Annotated in this window: 14 protein-coding genes and 1 pseudogene; 12 read left to right on the plus strand and 3 right to left on the minus strand. The window is 70.9% G+C overall.

Annotated features, from left to right (window positions below; genetic code table 11):
• Positions 1-2: 2 nt before the first annotated feature.
• Positions 3-731 carry a hypothetical protein gene (locus ACIBAF_RS24130; RefSeq protein WP_399465555.1) on the plus strand — a complete coding sequence of 243 codons (729 nt, stop codon included), beginning with the start codon at positions 3-5 and terminating at the stop codon, positions 729-731.
• Positions 732-766: 35 nt separating this feature from the next.
• The gene (locus ACIBAF_RS24135) at positions 767-1,393 is read left to right on the plus strand and encodes a chorismate mutase (RefSeq protein ID WP_399465556.1); all 627 of its coding nucleotides are present in this window, start codon (positions 767-769) and stop codon (positions 1,391-1,393) included.
• Between the two features lie 54 nt (positions 1,394-1,447).
• Here the strand turns inward: ACIBAF_RS24135 and ACIBAF_RS24140 are convergent, their stop codons facing one another.
• Positions 1,448-3,490 carry a TIM-barrel domain-containing protein gene (locus ACIBAF_RS24140; RefSeq protein WP_399465557.1) on the minus strand — a complete coding sequence of 681 codons (2,043 nt, stop codon included), beginning with the start codon at positions 3,488-3,490 and terminating at the stop codon, positions 1,448-1,450.
• 146 nt (positions 3,491-3,636) lie between these two features.
• On the opposite strand from ACIBAF_RS24140, the gene ACIBAF_RS24145 reads away from it, so the two are divergent.
• The gene (locus ACIBAF_RS24145; protein WP_399465558.1) at positions 3,637-4,839 is read left to right on the plus strand and encodes an RNA-guided endonuclease InsQ/TnpB family protein; all 1,203 of its coding nucleotides are present in this window, start codon (positions 3,637-3,639) and stop codon (positions 4,837-4,839) included.
• Between the two features lie 133 nt (positions 4,840-4,972).
• Here ACIBAF_RS24145 and ACIBAF_RS24150 read toward each other — a convergent pair whose 3' ends face one another.
• Positions 4,973-5,986 carry a LacI family DNA-binding transcriptional regulator gene (locus tag ACIBAF_RS24150; RefSeq protein WP_399465559.1) on the minus strand — a complete coding sequence of 338 codons (1,014 nt, stop codon included), beginning with the start codon at positions 5,984-5,986 and terminating at the stop codon, positions 4,973-4,975.
• Positions 5,987-6,398: 412 nt separating this feature from the next.
• Between ACIBAF_RS24150 and ACIBAF_RS24155 the strand changes: the two genes are divergently transcribed.
• The 9 genes and pseudogenes from ACIBAF_RS24155 to ACIBAF_RS24195 all read left to right on the plus strand — a co-directional run bounded on the left by ACIBAF_RS24155 (position 6,399) and on the right by ACIBAF_RS24195 (position 17,209).
• Positions 6,399-8,336, plus strand: coding sequence for an acyl-CoA dehydrogenase family protein (locus tag ACIBAF_RS24155; protein WP_399465560.1), 1,938 nt, complete (start codon positions 6,399-6,401; stop codon positions 8,334-8,336).
• A 109-nt stretch (positions 8,337-8,445) separates the two neighbouring features.
• Positions 8,446-9,705 carry a 1-deoxy-D-xylulose-5-phosphate reductoisomerase gene (dxr, locus tag ACIBAF_RS24160; protein WP_399465561.1) on the plus strand — a complete coding sequence of 420 codons (1,260 nt, stop codon included), beginning with the start codon at positions 8,446-8,448 and terminating at the stop codon, positions 9,703-9,705.
• Positions 9,702-11,006: a M50 family metallopeptidase gene (locus tag ACIBAF_RS24165; protein ID WP_399465562.1), complete on the plus strand. Its 1,305-nt coding sequence runs from the start codon at positions 9,702-9,704 to the stop codon at positions 11,004-11,006. The genes dxr and ACIBAF_RS24165 overlap by 4 nt, the downstream gene beginning before the upstream one ends.
• A 228-nt stretch (positions 11,007-11,234) precedes the next feature.
• Positions 11,235-12,392: a flavodoxin-dependent (E)-4-hydroxy-3-methylbut-2-enyl-diphosphate synthase gene (ispG, locus tag ACIBAF_RS24170; protein WP_399465563.1), complete on the plus strand. Its 1,158-nt coding sequence runs from the start codon at positions 11,235-11,237 to the stop codon at positions 12,390-12,392.
• A 281-nt stretch (positions 12,393-12,673) separates the two neighbouring features.
• Entirely contained in the window at positions 12,674-13,522 is an 849-nt protein-coding gene (locus ACIBAF_RS24175) for a GNAT family N-acetyltransferase (RefSeq protein ID WP_399465564.1), read from the plus strand.
• A 21-nt stretch (positions 13,523-13,543) separates the two neighbouring features.
• Positions 13,544-14,074, plus strand: a complete 531-nt coding sequence (locus ACIBAF_RS24180; RefSeq protein ID WP_399465565.1) for a GNAT family N-acetyltransferase — start codon at positions 13,544-13,546, stop codon at positions 14,072-14,074.
• A gap of 72 nt (positions 14,075-14,146) precedes the next feature.
• Positions 14,147-15,850 carry a proline--tRNA ligase gene (locus ACIBAF_RS24185; RefSeq protein WP_399465566.1) on the plus strand — a complete coding sequence of 568 codons (1,704 nt, stop codon included), beginning with the start codon at positions 14,147-14,149 and terminating at the stop codon, positions 15,848-15,850.
• A gap of 197 nt (positions 15,851-16,047) precedes the next feature.
• Positions 16,048-16,877, plus strand: a pseudogene (locus ACIBAF_RS24190) (FAD:protein FMN transferase).
• A gap of 95 nt (positions 16,878-16,972) precedes the next feature.
• Positions 16,973-17,209, plus strand: a complete 237-nt coding sequence (locus ACIBAF_RS24195; protein WP_399465567.1) for a ferredoxin — start codon at positions 16,973-16,975, stop codon at positions 17,207-17,209.
• Here ACIBAF_RS24195 and ACIBAF_RS24200 read toward each other — a convergent pair.
• Positions 17,206-18,102: an aminoglycoside phosphotransferase family protein gene (locus ACIBAF_RS24200; RefSeq protein ID WP_399465568.1), complete on the minus strand. Its 897-nt coding sequence runs from the start codon at positions 18,100-18,102 to the stop codon at positions 17,206-17,208. The genes ACIBAF_RS24195 and ACIBAF_RS24200 overlap by 4 nt on opposite strands.
• Between the last annotated feature and the right edge of the window lie 10 nt (positions 18,103-18,112).

Consider the following 18,112-nt stretch of genomic DNA (forward strand, 5'->3'; position numbering starts at 1 on the left):
CCATGTCATCAACTGCTCTCGGCAGGACGATGAAGGTCCTGCTCGCCCCCACCCTCGCCATCGGCGCCACCGTCGGCCTCGCCTCCGCCCCCGCATCGGCGGCCGTCTGGAACTCCTGCGACCAGTGGGGCAACACCAGCCTGAACGGCTACACCCTCTACAACAACATCTGGGGCTCCGGCGCCGGCAGCCAGTGCATCTGGGCCAACTCCGGCACCAACTGGGGGGTCTGGGCCAACCACCCCAACACCGGCGGCATCAAGTCCTACCCCAACGCCAAGAAGGTGATCAACAAGTCGATCACCTCCCTCGGGTCGCTCAACAGCAGCTACAACGTCACCGTCCCGTCCTCGGGCTCGTACAACACGTCCTACGACGTCTGGGACACCGGCAACAACCACGAGATCATGCTGTGGGTCAACTACAACGGCAGCGTCGGGGCGCTCGGCAGCCTCCAGGGCAGCGCGACGCTCGGCGGCCACAGCTGGAACGTCTACAAGGGCACGGCCACCCGGTCCGACGGCTCGACCTGGCAGGTCTACTCGTTCCTGCGCACGTCGGACTCGACCTCCGGCACCGTGCAGATCCTGCCGATCCTGAAGTGGATCAAGGACACGAAGCAGTGGATGGGCAACGTGACCATCACCGACGTGCAGTTCGGCTTCGAGATCACCTCGTCCTCCGGCGGCCTGGACTTCACCACGAACAACCTTTCCGTGAGCAGCAGTTGACCTGATCGTGAAGCGGCGTCGGGTTGGATGGGGGTATGCGTACCACCACCCCCCTGCGCCGTGTCCTGACCACCGTGACCGCGGCCGCGGCCGTCGCCCTCACCGCGACGAGCACCGCGGTCGCGGTTCCCCTCTCCGGGACCTCCGCGCCCGCCACGGCGCCCCGTGCCACCCCCCACCCCCTCTCCGCCCTCCACCTCGTCGTCGAACTGTCCGCCGAGCGGCTCGCCACCGCCGACCAGGTCGCCGCCGCCAAGTGGGGCACCGCCTCTCCCATCGACGACCCCGCCCGCGAGCAGCAGGTCCTCGACAACGTGGCCGCGCAGGCCACGCGGCTGGGCGCCGACCCGGACGAGATCCGGACGATATTCCGCGACCAGATCGAGGCGAACAAGATCGTGCAGCGCGGCCTGTTCCAGCGCTGGACCGACCACCCCGAGCAGGCCCCCACCACCCGCCCCGATCTGAGCGTCGTACGTGTGGAGATCAACCGCGTCACGAGCGCCCTCGTCCAGGCCCTCGCCGACACGACCGCCGACCGCTCCACGCCCACCTGCCGTCCCGGAGCGGCCGTCGGCGTACTCCAGGTCCACCACGAGGACCACCTCGACGGCCTGCACACCCGGGCACTCGTCCGCTCCCTGGCCTCCGTCTGCGACTGACCCGCACGACCGTGCGGCCGGCCCACCCCCGTGGGACCGGCCGCACCGGCGCCGCTACCCGGCCACCGGCAGCCGCGCCCCGTCCCGCAGGAACAGCGGGAGGCGGTCCAGCGGGGCGTCGACCGTCACGGCCGAGCCGCCCTCGTACGTCTGACCCGTCCACGCGTCCGTCCAGGTGGCGCCCGCCGGGAGGTAGGCCGTGCGGGCCGTGGCGCCCGCCGTCAGCACCGGGGCGACCAGCAGGTCCCGGCCGAAGAGGTAGGAGTCGTCGACGGACCAGGTCGCGGGATCGTCCGGGAACTCCAGGAACAGCGGCCGCATCGGCGGCAGCCCCTCCTCGTGCGCCTCCCGCATGACCTCCAGGACATACGGCTTGATGCGCTCGCGCAGCCGCAGGTACTGCTCCAGGACCGCCCCCGCCCGCTCGCCGTACGACCACACCTCGTTGGGGCCGCCGGTCATGTCCGGGCCCAGCGGCATGCCCGGGTCGCGGAAGCCGTGCAGCCGCATCAGCGGGGACAGCGCGCCGAACTGGAACCAGCGGACCATCACCTCCTGGTACGCCGGGTCGCTCGGGTCGCCGCCGTGGAAGCCGCCGATGTCCGTGTTCCACCACGGGATGCCGGACAGGGCCGTGTTGAGACCCGCCGCGATCTGGCGGCGCAGGGTCGCGAAGTCGGTGCCGATGTCACCGGACCACAGGGCGGCGCCGTAGCGCTGACTGCCCGCCCACGCCGACCGGTTGAGGCTGATGATCTCCTCCTCGCCCGACGCGCGCAGCCCCTCGTAGAAGGTGCGGGCGTTGTCCGCCGGGTAGATGTTGCCGACCTCCAGACCCGGACCCGCCCAGTACCGCAGGTTCTCCTGGAAGCCCGGCTTCAGCTCGGGCTCGCAGGCGTCCAGCCAGAACGCCGTGATGCCGTACGGGGCAAGGTAGTTGTCCCGGATCTTCGACCACACGAACTCACGGGCGTCGGGGTTCGTCGCGTCGTAGAACGCCACCTGGACCGTGGAGGCGACGCCCTTGTCCGGCCAGTCGGCGTGCGCCATCGGGCCGTACTGGGTGCCGATGAAGTAGCCGCGCTGCTCCATCACCGGGTGGTTCTCGCTCAGCGGCGACACCGACGGCCAGACGCTCACCACCAACTTCACGCCCAGCTCGTCCAGTTCACGGACCATCGCCGCCGGGTCGGGCCACTCCGCGGGGTCGAACTTCCACTCGCCGAGGTGCGTCCAGTGGAAGAAGTCGCAGACGATGGCGTCCAGCGGCAGCCCCCGACGCTTGTACTCCCGTGCCACGGCGAGGAGTTCGTCCTGTGTGCGATAGCGCAGCTTGCACTGCCAGAAGCCCGCCGCCCATTCCGGCAGCATCGGGGTGCGGCCCGTCACCGCGCTGTAGCGGCGCTGGCCCTCGGCCGGGGGGCCCGCACTGATCCAGTAGTCGATCTGCCGGGCCGAGTCCGCCACCCAGCGCGTGCCGTTCCCGGCCAGCTCCACCCGGCCGATCGCCGGGTTGTTCCACAGCAGCGTGTAGCCGCGGCTGGAGGTGAGCACCGGGATGCCGACCTCGGCGTTGCGCTGGACCAGGTCCAGGACCAGCCCCTTCTGGTCCAGCCGGCCGTGCTGGTGCTGCCCGAGCCCGTACAGCTTCTCGTCGTCGTACGCGGCGAAGCGCTGCTCCAGACGGTGGTGTCCGTTGCCGACGGCCGTGTAGAGCCGCGAGCCGGGCCACCAGAAGTGGGCGCGCTCCTCGGCCAGGATCTCCGTACGGCTCTCCGTGCGCAGGAAGCGGATCAGGCCCTCGGCGGACACCTCGACGGTCAGCGCGCCGACCGTCAACTGCCCTTCGCCGTCATCGACCTTGACGCTGCTCTCGGTGGCCGGCGGCTCGTCGAGCAGCGCACCCGGCAGCCCTTCGAGAATCGGCCCGCCGAGCCGGGCGCGCACCCGGACGGCGTCCGGACCCCAGGGCTCGACCCGCAGGGTCTCCTGACGGCCGCTCCACTCCAGCGCACCGCCGCGCTCGCGGAACGTGCCGACCGTGGGCGAGGACTGCGCGAGGGAGACCTGAGGCTGGTTTTCGGCGGGCTGGTTCATCGGATTCCTCCGTGGATGCTCCGCCCTTCAGGGCGGAGAAGAAACGGACTCCTGCGGAGCACGGCAAGGAGCGGGGTTTCGCCCCCAGGGCGGAAGACCGTGCCCTGACCCGCAGATTTGATCTTAAGTCGTAGCCTCGTTAGTTTGTGAGCGTGACAGCGACGTGCGTGAAGCGGGCGTTCAAGTACCGCTTCTATCCGACCGATGCGCAGGCAGCCGAGCTGTCGCGCACGTTCGGTTGCGTGCGGAAGGTCTACAACCTGGCCCTTGCTGCTCGCACGGAGGCGTGGGCGCGGCAGGAGCGGGTCAACTACAACGCCACGTCGGCGATGCTGACGGCATGGAAGAAGACCGAGGAGTTGGCGTTCCTCAACGAGGTGTCGTCGGTGCCGCTCCAGCAGACGCTGCGGCACTTGCAGACCGCCTTCACCAACTTCTTCGGCAGGCGGGCGAAGTACCCGCGCTTCAAGTCGCGGAAGAAGTCCCGCAGGTCGGCGGAGTACACCACCAGTGGGTTCCGCTTCCGCGACGGGGAGGTGACCCTGGCGAAGATGACCGAACCGCTTGACATCGTGTGGTCCAGGCCGCTCCCATGTGGGGCGAAGCCGTCCACGGTGACTGTTTCCCAGGACCCGGCGGGACGCTGGTTCGTCTCTTTGCTGTGCGACGACCCGTCCGTCCAGCCCCTCCCCGCCACCGAAAGCGCGGTCGGAATCGATGTCGGCCTGGACCACCTGCTGATCCTCTCCACAGGGGAGAAGATCACCAACCCCCAGCACGAACGCCGGGACCGTCTCCGACTTGCCAAGGCCCAGCGGAAACTGTCCCGCAAGGCCAAGGGCGACGGCGCCAACCGGACCAAGGCCCGGCGCAAGGTCGCCAAGATCCGCGCGAGGATCGCCGACCGTCGCCGTGACCTGCTCCACAAGCTGACCACTCGGCTCGTGCGTGAAAACCAAACGCTCGTGATCGAGGACCTGACCGTGCGCAACATGGTCAAGAACCACACGCTCGCCCGAGCCATCTCGGACGCGAGCTGGCGCGATTTCCGCTCCATGCTGGAGTACAAGGCCGCCTGGTACGGGCGGGAAGTGATCGCGGTGGACCGCTTCTTCCCCTCGTCCAAGATGTGCTCCCACTGCGGCGCCTTGCAGGACAAGATGCCGCTCAACGTCCGCACCTGGACGTGTGCCTGCGGAACGACCCACGACCGGGACGTGAACGCGGCGATCAACCTTCTGGCGGCCGGACGGGCCGTTGCAGCCTGGGGAGCTGGTGTAAGACCTCAACGGAGTTCTCCGGGCGGGCAGTCGGCGATGAAGCAGGAAGTCTCACGGCGCGAGCCGTAAGAAGCTCCCTCCGTCAGGAGGGAGAGCGTCAAGTGGGGTGCTCCTTGAAGTAAATGAGGAGTGCAGACCGGCGGTGCCCCGGCAGGGCACGACAGCGGGAAAGCAGGGGTGGAGCAGGCGGCGAGGGGGTGGGTCAGGAAGCGGTGGGGGCCGGTCCCGTGCTCGCCCGGACCGTCAACTCGGGGGAGATCAGCACGACTTCGTCGCTGCCGCGCCCCTCCAGCTTGTCCACCAGGCGTTCCACCGCGTGGCGGCCCATCTCCTGGGCGGGGATGGCGACGGACGTCAGCCGGACCGAGGCCTGCACGGCGACCTGGTCGGGGCAGATCGCCACCACCGACACGTCCTCCGGCACGGCCCGGCCCTGCTGGCGCAGCAGCGCGAGCAGCGGCTCGACCGCCGACTCGTTCTGCACGACGAACCCGGTGGTGCCCGGACGCTCGTCGAGGACCCGGGCCAGGGTCACGGCCATCGCGTCGTACCCGCCCTCGCACGGCCGGTGCAGCAGCCTGAGGCCCAGGTCCCTGGCCCGGTACCGGAGTCCGTCGAGCGTGCGCTCGGCGAATCCGGTGTGTCGTTCGTAGACCGCCGGCGCCTCGCCGATGACAGCGATGTCGCGGTGACCCAGCGTCGCCAGGTGCTCCACGCACAGCGCGCCGGTCGCCGCGAAGTCCAGGTCGACACAGGTCAGTCCGGAGGTGTCGGCGGGCAGCCCGATCAGCACGGACGGCTGGTCGGTGGAGCGCAGCAACGGCAGCCGCTCGTCGTCCAGTTCGACGTCCATCAGGATCATCGCGTCGGCGAGCCCGCTGCCGGTGACGCGGCGCACCGCGTCGGGGCCCTCCTCGCCGGTGAGCAGCAGGACGTCGTACCCGTACGTACGTGCCGTGGTGGCCACCGCGATGGCGATCTCCATCATCACCGGCACGTACATGTCGGTGCGCAGCGGGATCATCAGGGCGATGATGTTCGACTTGCTGCTGGCCAGTGCGCGGGCGCCCGCGTTCGGGTGGTAGCCGAGCTCCCTGATGCTCTGCTCGACCCGCTGCCGGGTGGTCGTGGAGATGGACCGCTTGCCACTGAGGACATAGCTCACCGTGCTCGCCGAGACTCCGGCGTGCTGGGCGACCTCGGCGAGGGTGACCATCCAGCTCTCCAAGTTTTGTGAAGCGCTTCGACAGTGCGCATTGCGAACAGGGGCGGGTGAGGGTGGTTCGACAGTAGCTCTAGCGGGGGTGGGTGTCCATAGGTTGTCGAAGCGCTTCGACAGCGAGTTGTGGGGGATTGGTGGAGAAGAGTACGGCAACCCTTCGCCGAGGCCCTCACCCCCGCCGGGGCACTCGTTCGGCGCAGCGCGCCGGGCGGCGACGAGCACGCCCCCGGCGACGGGTCCGGCCCCGGCGCCGGCCGGGGAGCGGGCCGGGGAGCGGGCCGTCCGGGAGGCCCGAACCCGCCCGCGAGGGGTGGCGGGCTCATCCCGGATCGGGTACCAACGATCGGGTAGCACCCATCGGTAACCAATGTGGTCCGAGATCCCGATTCGCGGCGAGGTGAGCCTCATGTCCGCACCACCCCTCAAGAAACCCACCGTCACCGAGCGTGAGGCCCGTCAGGTCGCCGAGGCCGCCCGGGAGCAGGACTGGCGCAAGCCGAGCTTCGCCAAGGAACTGTTCCTGGGCCGCTTCCGGCTCGACCTCATCCACCCCCACCCGCTCCCCTCCGACGAGGCCGTCCGGCGTGGCGAGCAGTTCCTGGCGAAACTCCGCGACTTCTGCGAGACGAAGGTGGACGCGGCCCGCATCGAGCGCGAGGCCCGCATCCCCGACGAGGTCGTCAACGGGCTCAAGGAGCTCGGCGCCCTCGGCATGAAGATCGACCCCAAGTACGGCGGTCTCGGCCTCACGCAGGTGTACTACAACAAGGCGCTGGCCCTGGCGGGCTCGGCCAGCCCCGCGATCGGCGTGCTGCTGTCGGCGCACCAGTCGATCGGCGTACCGCAACCGCTGAAGCTGTTCGGCACCGACGAGCAGAAGCAGCGGTTCCTGCCGCTCTGCGCGACCACCGCCATCAGCGCCTTCCTCCTCACCGAGCCGGACGTCGGCTCCGACCCGGCCCGCCTGGCCACGACGGCGGTCCCGGACGGCGACGCCTACGTCCTCGACGGCGTGAAGCTGTGGACGACGAACGGCGTGGTCGCCGACCTGCTGGTCGTCATGGCGCGCGTCCCGAAGAGCGAGGGGCACAAGGGCGGCATCACCGCCTTCGTCGTGGAGACCGACTCGCCCGGCGTCACCGTCGAGAACCGCAACGCCTTCATGGGCCTGCGCGGCATCGAGAACGGTGTCACCCGCTTCCACCAGGTCCGGGTCCCGGCCGCCAACCGCGTCGGCCCCGAGGGCGCGGGCCTGAAGATCGCCTTGACCACGCTCAACACCGGCCGGCTCTCGCTGCCCGCGTCCTGCGTGGCCGCCGGCAAGTGGTGTCTGAAGATCGCCCGCGAGTGGTCGGCGGCCCGTGAGCAGTGGGGCAAGCCGATCGCCCACCACGAGGCCGTCGGCGCGAAGATCAGCTTCATCGCGGCGACGACCTTCGCCCTGGAGGCGGTACTGGACCTGTCGAGCCAGATGGCCGACGAGGACCGCAACGACATCCGCATCGAGGGCGCGCTCGCCAAGCTCATCGCCTCCGAGATGGGCTGGCGCATGGCCGACGAGCTGGTCCAGATCCGCGGCGGCCGCGGCTTCGAGACGGCGGAGTCCCTCGCCGCCCGGGGCGAGAAGGCGGTCCCCGCCGAGCAGGTCCTGCGCGACCTGCGGATCAACCGCATCTTCGAGGGCTCGACGGAGATCATGCACCTCCTCATCGCCCGCGAGGCCGTCGACGCCCACCTCACGGTCGCCGGCGACCTCATCGACCCCGACAAGTCCCTCCAGGACAAGGCGAAAGCGGGCGCCAACGCGGGCGTCTTCTACGCCAAGTGGCTGCCGAAACTCGTCGCGGGACCGGGCCAACTGCCCTCGTCGTACGGAGAGTTCAAGCACGCGGGCGTGGACCTCTCCCCGCATCTGCGGCACGTGGAACGGCACGCCCGCAAGCTCGCCCGCTCCACCTTCTACGCCATGTCCCGCTGGCAGGGCCGGATGGAGTCCAAGCAGGGCTTCCTCGGCCGGATCGTGGACATCGGCGCGGAACTCTTCGCGATGAGCGCCGCCTGCGTGCGCGCCGAACTGCTGCGCTCGCGCGGCGAGAACGGACGCGAGGCCTACCAGCTCGCCGACGCGTTCTGCCGCCAGTCCCGCATCCGCGTCGACGAGCTCTTCAACCGTCTGTGGAGCAACACCGACGACCTGGACCGCAGGGTCGTGAAGGGCGTCATGGCGGGCGACTACGCGTGGCTGGAACAGGGCATCGTCGACCCGTCGGGGGAGGGCCCCTGGATCGCCGAGGCCACACCGGGACCGAGCGAGAAGGAGAACGTGCACCGCCCGATCAGGTGAGGCGTCGCACACCCGCCCGAAGGGCGCCCCCTGCTCCGTGCCCCTCGTGAGGGGGACGAGGAGGGGGCACCCTGTCCTGCCGCCCGCCCGCCTCGGCAACAATGGGGGGATGACCGACAGTCCAGCCGCCCGTGCCCTCGCCGACCCGCACCTCGTCTACGACCCGGTTGCGGGCGACGGCCCGAAGGACGTGGTGATACTCGGCTCCACCGGTTCGATCGGCACCCAGGCCATCGACCTCGTGCTGCGCAACCCGGACCGCTTCCGGGTCACCGGCCTGTCCGCCAACGGCGGCCGGGTCGCCCTCCTCGCCGAGCAGGCCCGCCGGCTGCGGGTGCGGACCGTGGCGGTCGCCCGCGAGGACGTCGTCCCCGCGCTGCGCGAGGCGCTCACCGCCGAGTACGGGACCGGGGAGCCCCTCCCCGAGATCCTCGCCGGCCCCGACGCGGCCACCCTGCTCGCCGCCTCCGACTCCCACACCGTGCTGAACGGCATCACGGGCTCCATCGGCCTCGCCCCCACCCTCGCCGCCCTGGAGGCGGGCCGCACCCTCGCGCTCGCCAACAAGGAGTCGCTCATCGTCGGCGGCCCGCTGGTCAAGGCGCTCGCCGAGCCCGGGCAGATCATCCCGGTGGACTCCGAGCACGCGGCCCTCTTCCAGGGCCTGGCCGCCGGCGCCCGCGCCGACGTCCGCAAGCTGGTCGTCACCGCCTCCGGCGGCCCCTTCCGCGGTCGCAGCAAGGCGGAACTGGCGAACGTCACCGTCGAGGACGCCCTCGCCCACCCCACCTGGTCCATGGGCCCGGTCATCACGATCAACTCCGCGACCCTGGTCAACAAGGGCCTGGAGGTCATCGAGGCGCACCTCCTCTACGACATTCCCTTCTCGCGGATTGAGGTGGTCGTACACCCCCAGTCGTATGTCCACTCGATGGTTGAGTTCACGGACGGATCGACACTGGCCCAGGCGACGCCCCCCGACATGCGCGGGCCCATCGCCATCGGCCTCGGCTGGCCCGGGCGCGTCCCCGACGCGGCCCCCGCCTTCGACTGGAGCACGGCGTCGACGTGGGAGTTCTTCCCGCTCGACGACGAGGCCTTCCCCTCGGTGAACCTCGCCCGGCACGTGGGCGAGCTCGCGGGCACGGCCCCGGCGGTGTTCAATGCCGCCAACGAGGAGTGCGTGGAGGCGTTCCGCAAGGGCGCGCTCCCGTTCAACGGGATCATGGAGACCGTCACCCGGGTCGTGGGGGAACACGACACGCCGGTGACGGGAACTTCACTCACCGTGTCGGACGTCCTCGAAGCGGAGACCTGGGCACGGGCCCGGGTCCAGGAACTGACGGCTACCGCGGAGGCGCGTGCATGACAGCCCTGATGATGATCCTCGGCATAGTCGTCTTCGTGGTCGGCCTGCTGTTCTCGATCGCCTGGCACGAGCTGGGACACCTGTCCACGGCCAAGCTCTTCGGCATCCGAGTGCCGCAGTACATGGTCGGCTTCGGCCCGACCGTCTTCTCACGCAAGAAGGGCGACACCGAGTACGGCATCAAGGCCGTCCCGCTCGGCGGCTACATCCGCATGATCGGCATGTTCCCGCCCGGCGAGGACGGCCGGATCACCGCCCGCTCCACCTCGCCCTGGCGCGGCATGATCGAGGACGCCCGCTCGGCCGCCTACGAGGAGCTCCAGCCCGGCGACGAGACGCGCATGTTCTACACGCGCAAGCCGTGGAAGCGGGTCATCGTGATGTTCGCGGGCCCCTTCATGAACCTGGTGCTCGCCATCGGGCTGTTCCTCACCGTCCTCATGGGCTTCGGCATCTCGCAGCAGACCACCACGGTCAGCTCGGTCTCCCCCTGCGTCATCGCGCAGAGCCAGAACCGCGACACGTGCAAGTCGACCGACCCGGCCTCCCCGGCGGCCGCCGCCGGCATGAAGCCGGGCGACAAGATCGTCTCCTTCGCCGGGAACAGGACGGACGACTGGAACACCCTCTCCGACCTGATCCGCGTCAGCGCCGGCAAGAAGGTCGACATCGTCGTGGACCGGGGCGGCCGGGAACTGACCCTGCACACCACCATCGCCACCAACCAGGTCGCCAAGAAGGACTCCGACGGCAGCTACGTCCAGGGCGAGTACATCAAGGCCGGCTTCCTCGGCTTCAGCGCGGCCACCGGCGTCGTCAAGCAGGACTTCGGCGACTCCGTGTCCTGGATGGGCGACCGGGTCGGCGAGGCCGTCGACTCCATCGCCGCCCTGCCCGGCAAGATCCCGGCCCTGTGGAACGCCGCCTTCGACGGCGCGCCCCGCGAGCCCGACTCACCCATGGGCGTGGTCGGCGCGGCCCGCGTCGGCGGCGAGATCTTCACCCTGGACATCCCGGCCTCGCAGCAGCTCGCCATGGCCGTGATGCTGGTCGCGGGCTTCAACCTCTCCCTGTTCCTCTTCAACATGCTCCCGCTGCTGCCCCTGGACGGCGGGCACATCGCGGGCGCCCTGTGGGAGTCGCTGCGCCGCAACCTGGCCAAGGTGCTGCGCCGCCCCGACCCGGGCCCGTTCGACGTGGCGAAGCTGATGCCGGTGGCCTATGTGGTGGCGGGCATCTTCATCTGCTTCACCGTCCTGGTCCTGATCGCGGACGTGGTGAACCCGGTGCGGATCTCCTAGGGCGGATTCCGGCCACTTCCACGTCACCCCCAGTTCACGGCGGCCCGGGACGGATCCGTCCCGGGCCGCTTGCGTCGACCGGACCGCGACGGCGACGGGGGTCCCCCCGCCGAGTGGGTTCGAGGCGGGGAGTGCCCGTGCCCCGGCCGGTGCCGTAATCTCGAAGCCTGGAACCCGCCTGAAGAGCGGGACCTGGGCCTTGATCCACGACTTGGGGTTGCACAGCAGATGACTGCGATTTCTCTCGGCATGCCGTCCGTTCCGACCAGGCTCGCCGAGCGCCGCAAGAGCCGGCAGATCCAGGTCGGCTCCGTGGCGGTGGGCGGAGACGCGCCGGTGTCGGTCCAGTCGATGACCACGACCCGCACGTCGGACATCGGCGCCACCCTCCAGCAGATCGCCGAGCTCACCGCCTCCGGCTGCCAGATCGTCCGCGTCGCCTGCCCCACGCAGGACGACGCGGACGCGCTCGCGACGATCGCCCGCAAGTCGCAGATCCCGGTGATCGCCGACATCCACTTCCAGCCGAAGTACGTGTTCGCCGCGATCGAGGCGGGCTGCGCGGCGGTCCGCGTGAACCCCGGCAACATCAAGCAGTTCGACGACAAGGTCAAGGAGATCGCCAAGGCCGCGAAGGACCACGGCACCCCGATCCGCATCGGCGTCAACGCCGGCTCGCTGGACCGCCGCCTGCTCCAGAAGTACGGCAAGGCGACCCCGGAGGCGCTGGCCGAGTCGGCGCTCTGGGAGGCGTCCCTCTTCGAGGAGCACGACTTCCGCGACATCAAGATCTCGGTCAAGCACAACGACCCGGTGATCATGGTCGAGGCCTACCGCCAGCTCGCCGCCCAGTGCGACTACCCCCTCCACCTCGGCGTCACCGAGGCGGGCCCCGCCTTCCAGGGCACGATCAAGTCGGCGGTCGCCTTCGGCGCCCTCCTCTCCCAGGGCATCGGCGACACCATCCGCGTCTCCCTCTCGGCCCCGCCGGTCGAGGAGGTCAAGGTCGGCAACCAGATCCTGGAGTCCCTCAACCTCAGGCAGCGCGGCCTGGAGATCGTCTCCTGCCCGTCCTGCGGTCGCGCCCAGGTCGACGTGTACAAGCTGGCCGAGGAGGTCACCGCGGGCCTGACGGGCATGGAGGTCCCGCTGCGCGTCGCCGTCATGGGCTGCGTGGTGAACGGCCCCGGTGAGGCCCGCGAGGCCGATCTCGGCGTCGCCTCCGGCAACGGCAAGGGCCAGATCTTCGTCAAGGGGGAGGTCATCAAGACCGTCCCCGAGTCCAAGATCGTCGAGACGCTCATCGAAGAGGCCATGAAGCTCGCCGAACAGATGGAAGCAGCCGGCGCCCCCTCCGGCGAACCGTCGGTATCGGTCGCAGGCTGACGCACCCTTGGGAGCGCCGGCGGGGCAGTCCAGCCCACCCGGCGCTCAAGGCCGAGCAGGGGACGACTCCATGACGCCGGTCCGCGACTCCAGCCCGTCCGGCGTTTGAGGACGAGGCCCCTTCAGGGCCGACAGCGGGGGTCTGGGGGCGGCAGCCCCAGAGGACGGCACGACAGCCCGCGGCCACCGCAGACCAACGGCAGCCAACCACAGGGCGGCACGGCAAAGCATCCGCAGGTACAGTGCGGGGATCAGCCAGACCTGAGTGTGAGGCCCAGCGCGTGTTGACCCAGACCACCTCCCGGGTCCTCGAACCGAGCGACCTGGACGCCGCGCTCGCCGTCCTCGACCGCGAGCCGGTCGCCAATGCCTTCGTCACCTCCCGGGTCCAGGTCGCGGGCCTCGACCCGTGGCGGCTCGGCGGCGAGATGTGGGGCTGGTACGAGGACGGCATGCTGACGTCCCTGTGCTACGCGGGCGCCAACCTGGTCCCGATCTGCGCCACCCCGCGCGCGGTCCGCGCCTTCGCCGACCGCGCCCGCCGGGCAGGCCGCCGCTGCTCCTCGATCGTCGGCCCCACCGAGCCGACCACCCAGCTCTGGCGCCTCCTCGAACCCCACTGGGGCCCGGCCCGGGAGGTCCGCACCCGCCAGCCCCTCATGGTGACCGACCGCATGCCCGCCGACATCGCCCCCGATCCCCACGTCCGCCGCATCCGCAAGGACGAGATGGAAACGATCATGCCGGCGTGCGTGGCGATGTTCACCGAGGAGGTCGGCGTCTCCCCGATGGCCGGCGACGGCGGCCTGCTCTACCAGGCCCGCGTCGCCGAACTCGTGGGCTCCGGCCGCTCGTTCGCCCGCCTCGACGACGACGGCAGGGTCGCCTTCAAGGCGGAGATCGGCGCCGCGACATCCCAGGCCTGCCAGATCCAGGGCGTGTGGGTGGCCCCCGAGTACCGGGGCCAGGGCCTCGCGGCCCCCGGCATGGCAGCGGTCCTGCGCTACGCCCTGGCGGACGTCGCCCCGGTCGTCAGCCTCTACGTCAACGACTTCAACACCCCGGCGAGGCGCACCTACTTCAGGGTCGGCTTCCAGGAGGTCGGCGCATTCACGAGCGTGCTTTTTTGACGCCCCTGTAGGCTCCCCGCCATGGACCTCGTCATCGGCCCCTTGGACCTTCCCGCCCATGTGGACGAGGCACTGGCCGTCCAAGCGGTCGCCTTCGGACTGGGCCCGGACGAGGTCGCCGTCCGCCGCCAGATCGTCCTGCGCCACATGACGAACCCGGGCGCCAGAGCCTTCGGAGCGACCGTCGGGGACAGACTCGTCGGCTTCGTCTACGGCATGCCCAACGACCGCACCCACTGGTGGTCCACGGTCGTCCAGCCCTACCTCCGCGGCCAGGGCAACGAGCACTGGCTGGACGACTCCTTCGTGATCACGGAGCTCCACGTCCACCCCGAGCACCAGAACCGCGGCGCGGGCCGGGCCCTGATCACCACGATCACCGACACCGCGGCCGAGCCCCGCTCGATCCTCTCCGCCATCGACACCGAGAGCCCCGCCCGCGCCCTCTACCGTTCCCTGGGCTACCGGGACCTGGCCCGCAGAGTCCTCTTCCCCAGCGCCCCCCGCCCGTACGCGGTGATGGGCGCCCCCCTTCCCCTCCTGCGCCCATAACGGATTTCCGGCCCCGCGCGCTCCCGGCTAACCTCCTAGCCATCACCCTTACCCGGCAGGAGTACGAGAACCATGGCGAACGCACCGGTCCAGCGCATGTCCCAGTTGATGGCGAAGACGCTGCGCGACGACCCGGCCGACGCCGAGGTCCTCAGCCACAAGCTCCTCGTCCGCGCCGGCTACGTGCGCCGTACCGCCGCCGGCATCTGGAGCTGGCTGCCGCTCGGCATGAAGGTCCTGCGCAACGTGGAGCGGATCGTCCGCGAGGAGATGGACGCGATCGGCGCGCAGGAGGTGCTGCTCCCCGCCCTGCTGCCGCGCGAGCCCTACGAGGCCACCGGCCGCTGGGACGAGTACGGCCCGGAGCTGTTCCGCCTCCAGGACCGCAAGGGCGGCGACTACCTCCTCGGCCCCACCCACGAGGAGATCTTCACGCTGATCGTGAAGGACCAGGCGTCCTCCTACAAGGACCTGCCGGTCATCCTCTACCAGATCCAGAACAAGTACCGTGACGAGGCCCGCCCGCGGGCCGGCATCCTGCGCGGCCGCGAGTTCCTGATGAAGGACTCCTACTCCTTCGACACCGAGGACGAGGGCCTCGCCCACTCTTACGCCCTGCACCGCCAGGCCTACCAGCGGATCTTCGAGCGCCTCGGCCTCGACTACCGCATCTGCGCCGCGACGGCGGGCGCGATGGGCGGCTCCAAGTCGGAGGAGTTCCTGGCCCCGGCCGGCGCCGGCGAGGACACCTTCGCGGACTGCCCGAACTGCGACTTCGCGGCGAACACCGAGGCGATCACGTACGGGTTGAAGCCGGTGGACGCCGAGGGCGTCGCCGCGCTCGAGGAGATCCCGACCCCCGACACCCCCACCATCGAGACCCTCGCCGCCCACCTCGGCGTCCCGGCCTCCGCCACGCTCAAGAACCTTCTGGTGAAGGTGGACGGCGAGATCGTGGCCGTGGGCGTCCCGGGCGACCGTGAGGTCGACATGGGCAAGGTCGAGGCCCACTTCGCCCCCGCCGCCGTCGAACTGGTCACCGCCGACGACTTCGTGGGCCGCCCGGACCTGGTCCGCGGTTACGTCGGCCCGCAGGGCCTGGGCGAGAAGGTCACCTACATCGCCGACCCGCGCGTGGCCCCCGGCACCGCCTGGATCACCGGCGCCAACAAGGAGGGCCTGCACGCGAAGAACGTCGTCGCGGGCCGGGACTTCGAGGTCGCCGAGTACGTCGACGTCGTCGTCGTCCAGGAAGGCGACCCCTGCCCGAACTGCGGCACCGGCCTCAAGCTGGACCGCGCCATCGAGATCGGCCACATCTTCCAGCTGGGCCGCAAGTACGCCGACGCCCTCAAGCTCGACGTCCTCGGCCAGAACGGCAAGCCGGTCCGCGTGACCATGGGCTCCTACGGCATCGGCGTCACCCGCGCGGTCGCCGCCCTCGCCGAGCAGACCGCCGACGACAAGGGTCTGGTCTGGCCGGCCGAGGTCGCCCCGGCCGACGTCCACGTCGTCGCCGCGGGCAAGGCCCTGCAGACGGAGCTGGCGCTCGACGTCTCCGAGAAGCTGCACGCGGCCGGTCTGCGCGTCCTGGTCGACGATCGGGCCGGCGTCTCGCCGGGCGTGAAGTTCACCGACTCCGAGCTGATGGGCGTACCGAAGATCCTGGTGGCGGGCCGCCGTTCGGCCGAGGGCGTCCTGGAGCTGAAGGACCGCAGGACCGGCGAGCGCGAGGAGCTCACGGTGGACGAGGCGATCGCCCGCCTGACGGCGTGATCTAAAGAAACGTCTCAGACCGTTCCCCGACCGCAGGGCGTGACAGAACGTCACTGCGGAGGGGAACGGTCATGGCGACCAGGTAAGAAGAGCGGGGGGCCGCGGCCGCGGTCCGCAGAGGTGCGCGACGGGCGGCGGCCTTCGCGGCGGCTGTCCCGCTGGCCGGGGCGGCGGGAGTGTTCGCCCTGACCGGCGCCATGCAGGCGGACGCGAGCACGACGGCGAGCAACCCCGGCACGAGTTCCAGCACGAGCAGCAGCACGGCCACTTCGTCGAGCAGCACATCGTCGGACGACTCCTCGTCGAGCAGCTCGGACAGCTCCACCGGCTCCAACAGCTCCGACGGCGGTCTCACGGTCACCGTCCCCGAGGGCGTCCGCCTCGACCCGGGCGCCACCGCCAAGGCCTGGGCCGCCGACCGCTCCGCGAAGACGCTCGCCGCGGCGGCCGGCTGCGGGGTGCTGGTGAGCCTGGGCGGCGACACGGCCGTCGCGGGGGATCCCCCCCGGCCGGCGGCTGGCAGATCCGGGTCCAGGACGTCACCGGTCCCGTGGACGAAGCCCCCACCGAAAGCCCGTACGCCACCGTCGGGTTGCGCGGCGGAGGCCTGGCCACCTCCGGCACCACCGCCCGCCGCCGACGGCGCGGCGGCCACGACCTGCACCACATCGTCGACCCGCGCACCGGCCTGCCGGTCCGCTCCCCGTGGCGCACGGGCTCCGTCGCCGCCGCGACCTGCGCCGGCGCCAACGCGGCGAGCACGGCGGCCCTCGTCGGCGGCTACCACGGCGCCTGGATCCCGGCCTCGGAGGCGAGCCGACTCACCCTCGACGCAAGCTACTTGGGCGCGGGAGTGCGGCCCCTGTCTCAACGGCCTGCCGCGCATCGCCGCCGGCTTCCGCGCTCTCGCCGCCCCCGCCCCAGGGCAGAGTCCGAGCCGACCTCGCCCGCTGGTCGGGCCTCGTCGAGGGCCGGCGCGCCTGCCGCCACCCCGACGGCACGGTCCGCCCGGTCCGCAGCGCGCTGACGACGTTCGCCACGGAGGTCGACGCCCACGCCCACGGCCACTGCACGGCGACCGACCGCACACCCCTGCTGCCCGTCCTGGATGAGAACTGACCCATGAGCACGGACCAGCACATCGACATCGACTGGACGTCCGGCCAGGCCCACGGCCTCTGCGCGGAACTCATGCCGGACCACATCCCCCTCGACGAGTGGGGCTGTCCCCTCATGCAGCGGACGCCCGTCCCGTCGAGAACGGTGAAACGCGCCCGGAGAGCAGCGGCGGACTGCCCGGTCCTGGCCATGAGGCTGACGCAGGCCACCACGCTCCCGCCCCCGAACCACCACCCCTAAAGCCACCCGGCGAACTCCAGCAGCAACTCGGCGTCCCGAGCCCGCCCCACCCGAAGCGCCCGCACCCCCGACTCCACCGCCCGGAAAAGCGTCCACCCCCGCACCCGCTCAGGGTCCAGCTCCAACGACTCCGCCAGCTTCCGCACCCGCCGCCGCGTGATCGACGCCCCCGAGGGCGAGGCGATCAGATCCTCCACCCGGTCCCGGACCAGCCGCGCCAGATCGAACGCGCACTCACCGACCACCGGATCCGGCCCCACCGCCAGCCACGGGGCCCGCTCGCCCGCCAGCACCTTGCTCTGCCGAAACGTTCCGTGCAGCAACCGCACCTCGGGCGCCGCCCCCACCAACTCCTCGCGGGCGGAGAGCGCCGCGTCCACCAGCACACCCACGTCGGAGCCGACGGCGGTCCCCCGCATCGCCTCGGCCTGCCGGCCGGTCCGCTCGGCCACGGTCTCGAAGACCTGCCCGGCCGGCGGCTCCACCCACAGCCGCCGCAGCGTCCCCGCCGCCTCCAGCAGCGCCTTCGCCTCCGCCAGCGACCGCACCGACACATCGGGATGCAGCCGTTCGAGCAGCAGCACCCCGGCCGTCTCCGGTCCCTCCAGCAGGTGGACGGCGCCCAGGCCGCCCCAGTGCGCGAGCGCGGCCCGCTCGGCCTCGGGCCGGAACCGGGGCGGGGCCAGCTTCAGCACGGCCGGGGTCCCGTCCGCGCGCCGCACGAGCACGACCAGGCTGCTCCGGCCGCCCGGCACCTGCACCCGGTCAACGGTCAACTCGCGTAGATCCACGGCCTGTCGGGCCGCCTCCGGCAGCTTCTCCAACCAGCCGTCACCGTCCGGTGCCGTCTCACCGAGCGCCCTGACCAGACGCTGCGGCGGTTCGAAAGCCATGCGCGAGTCG

It is taken from the genome of Streptomyces sp. NPDC051677, assembly GCF_044453465.1.
In the GTDB taxonomy this organism is placed as follows: domain Bacteria; phylum Actinomycetota; class Actinomycetes; order Streptomycetales; family Streptomycetaceae; genus Streptomyces.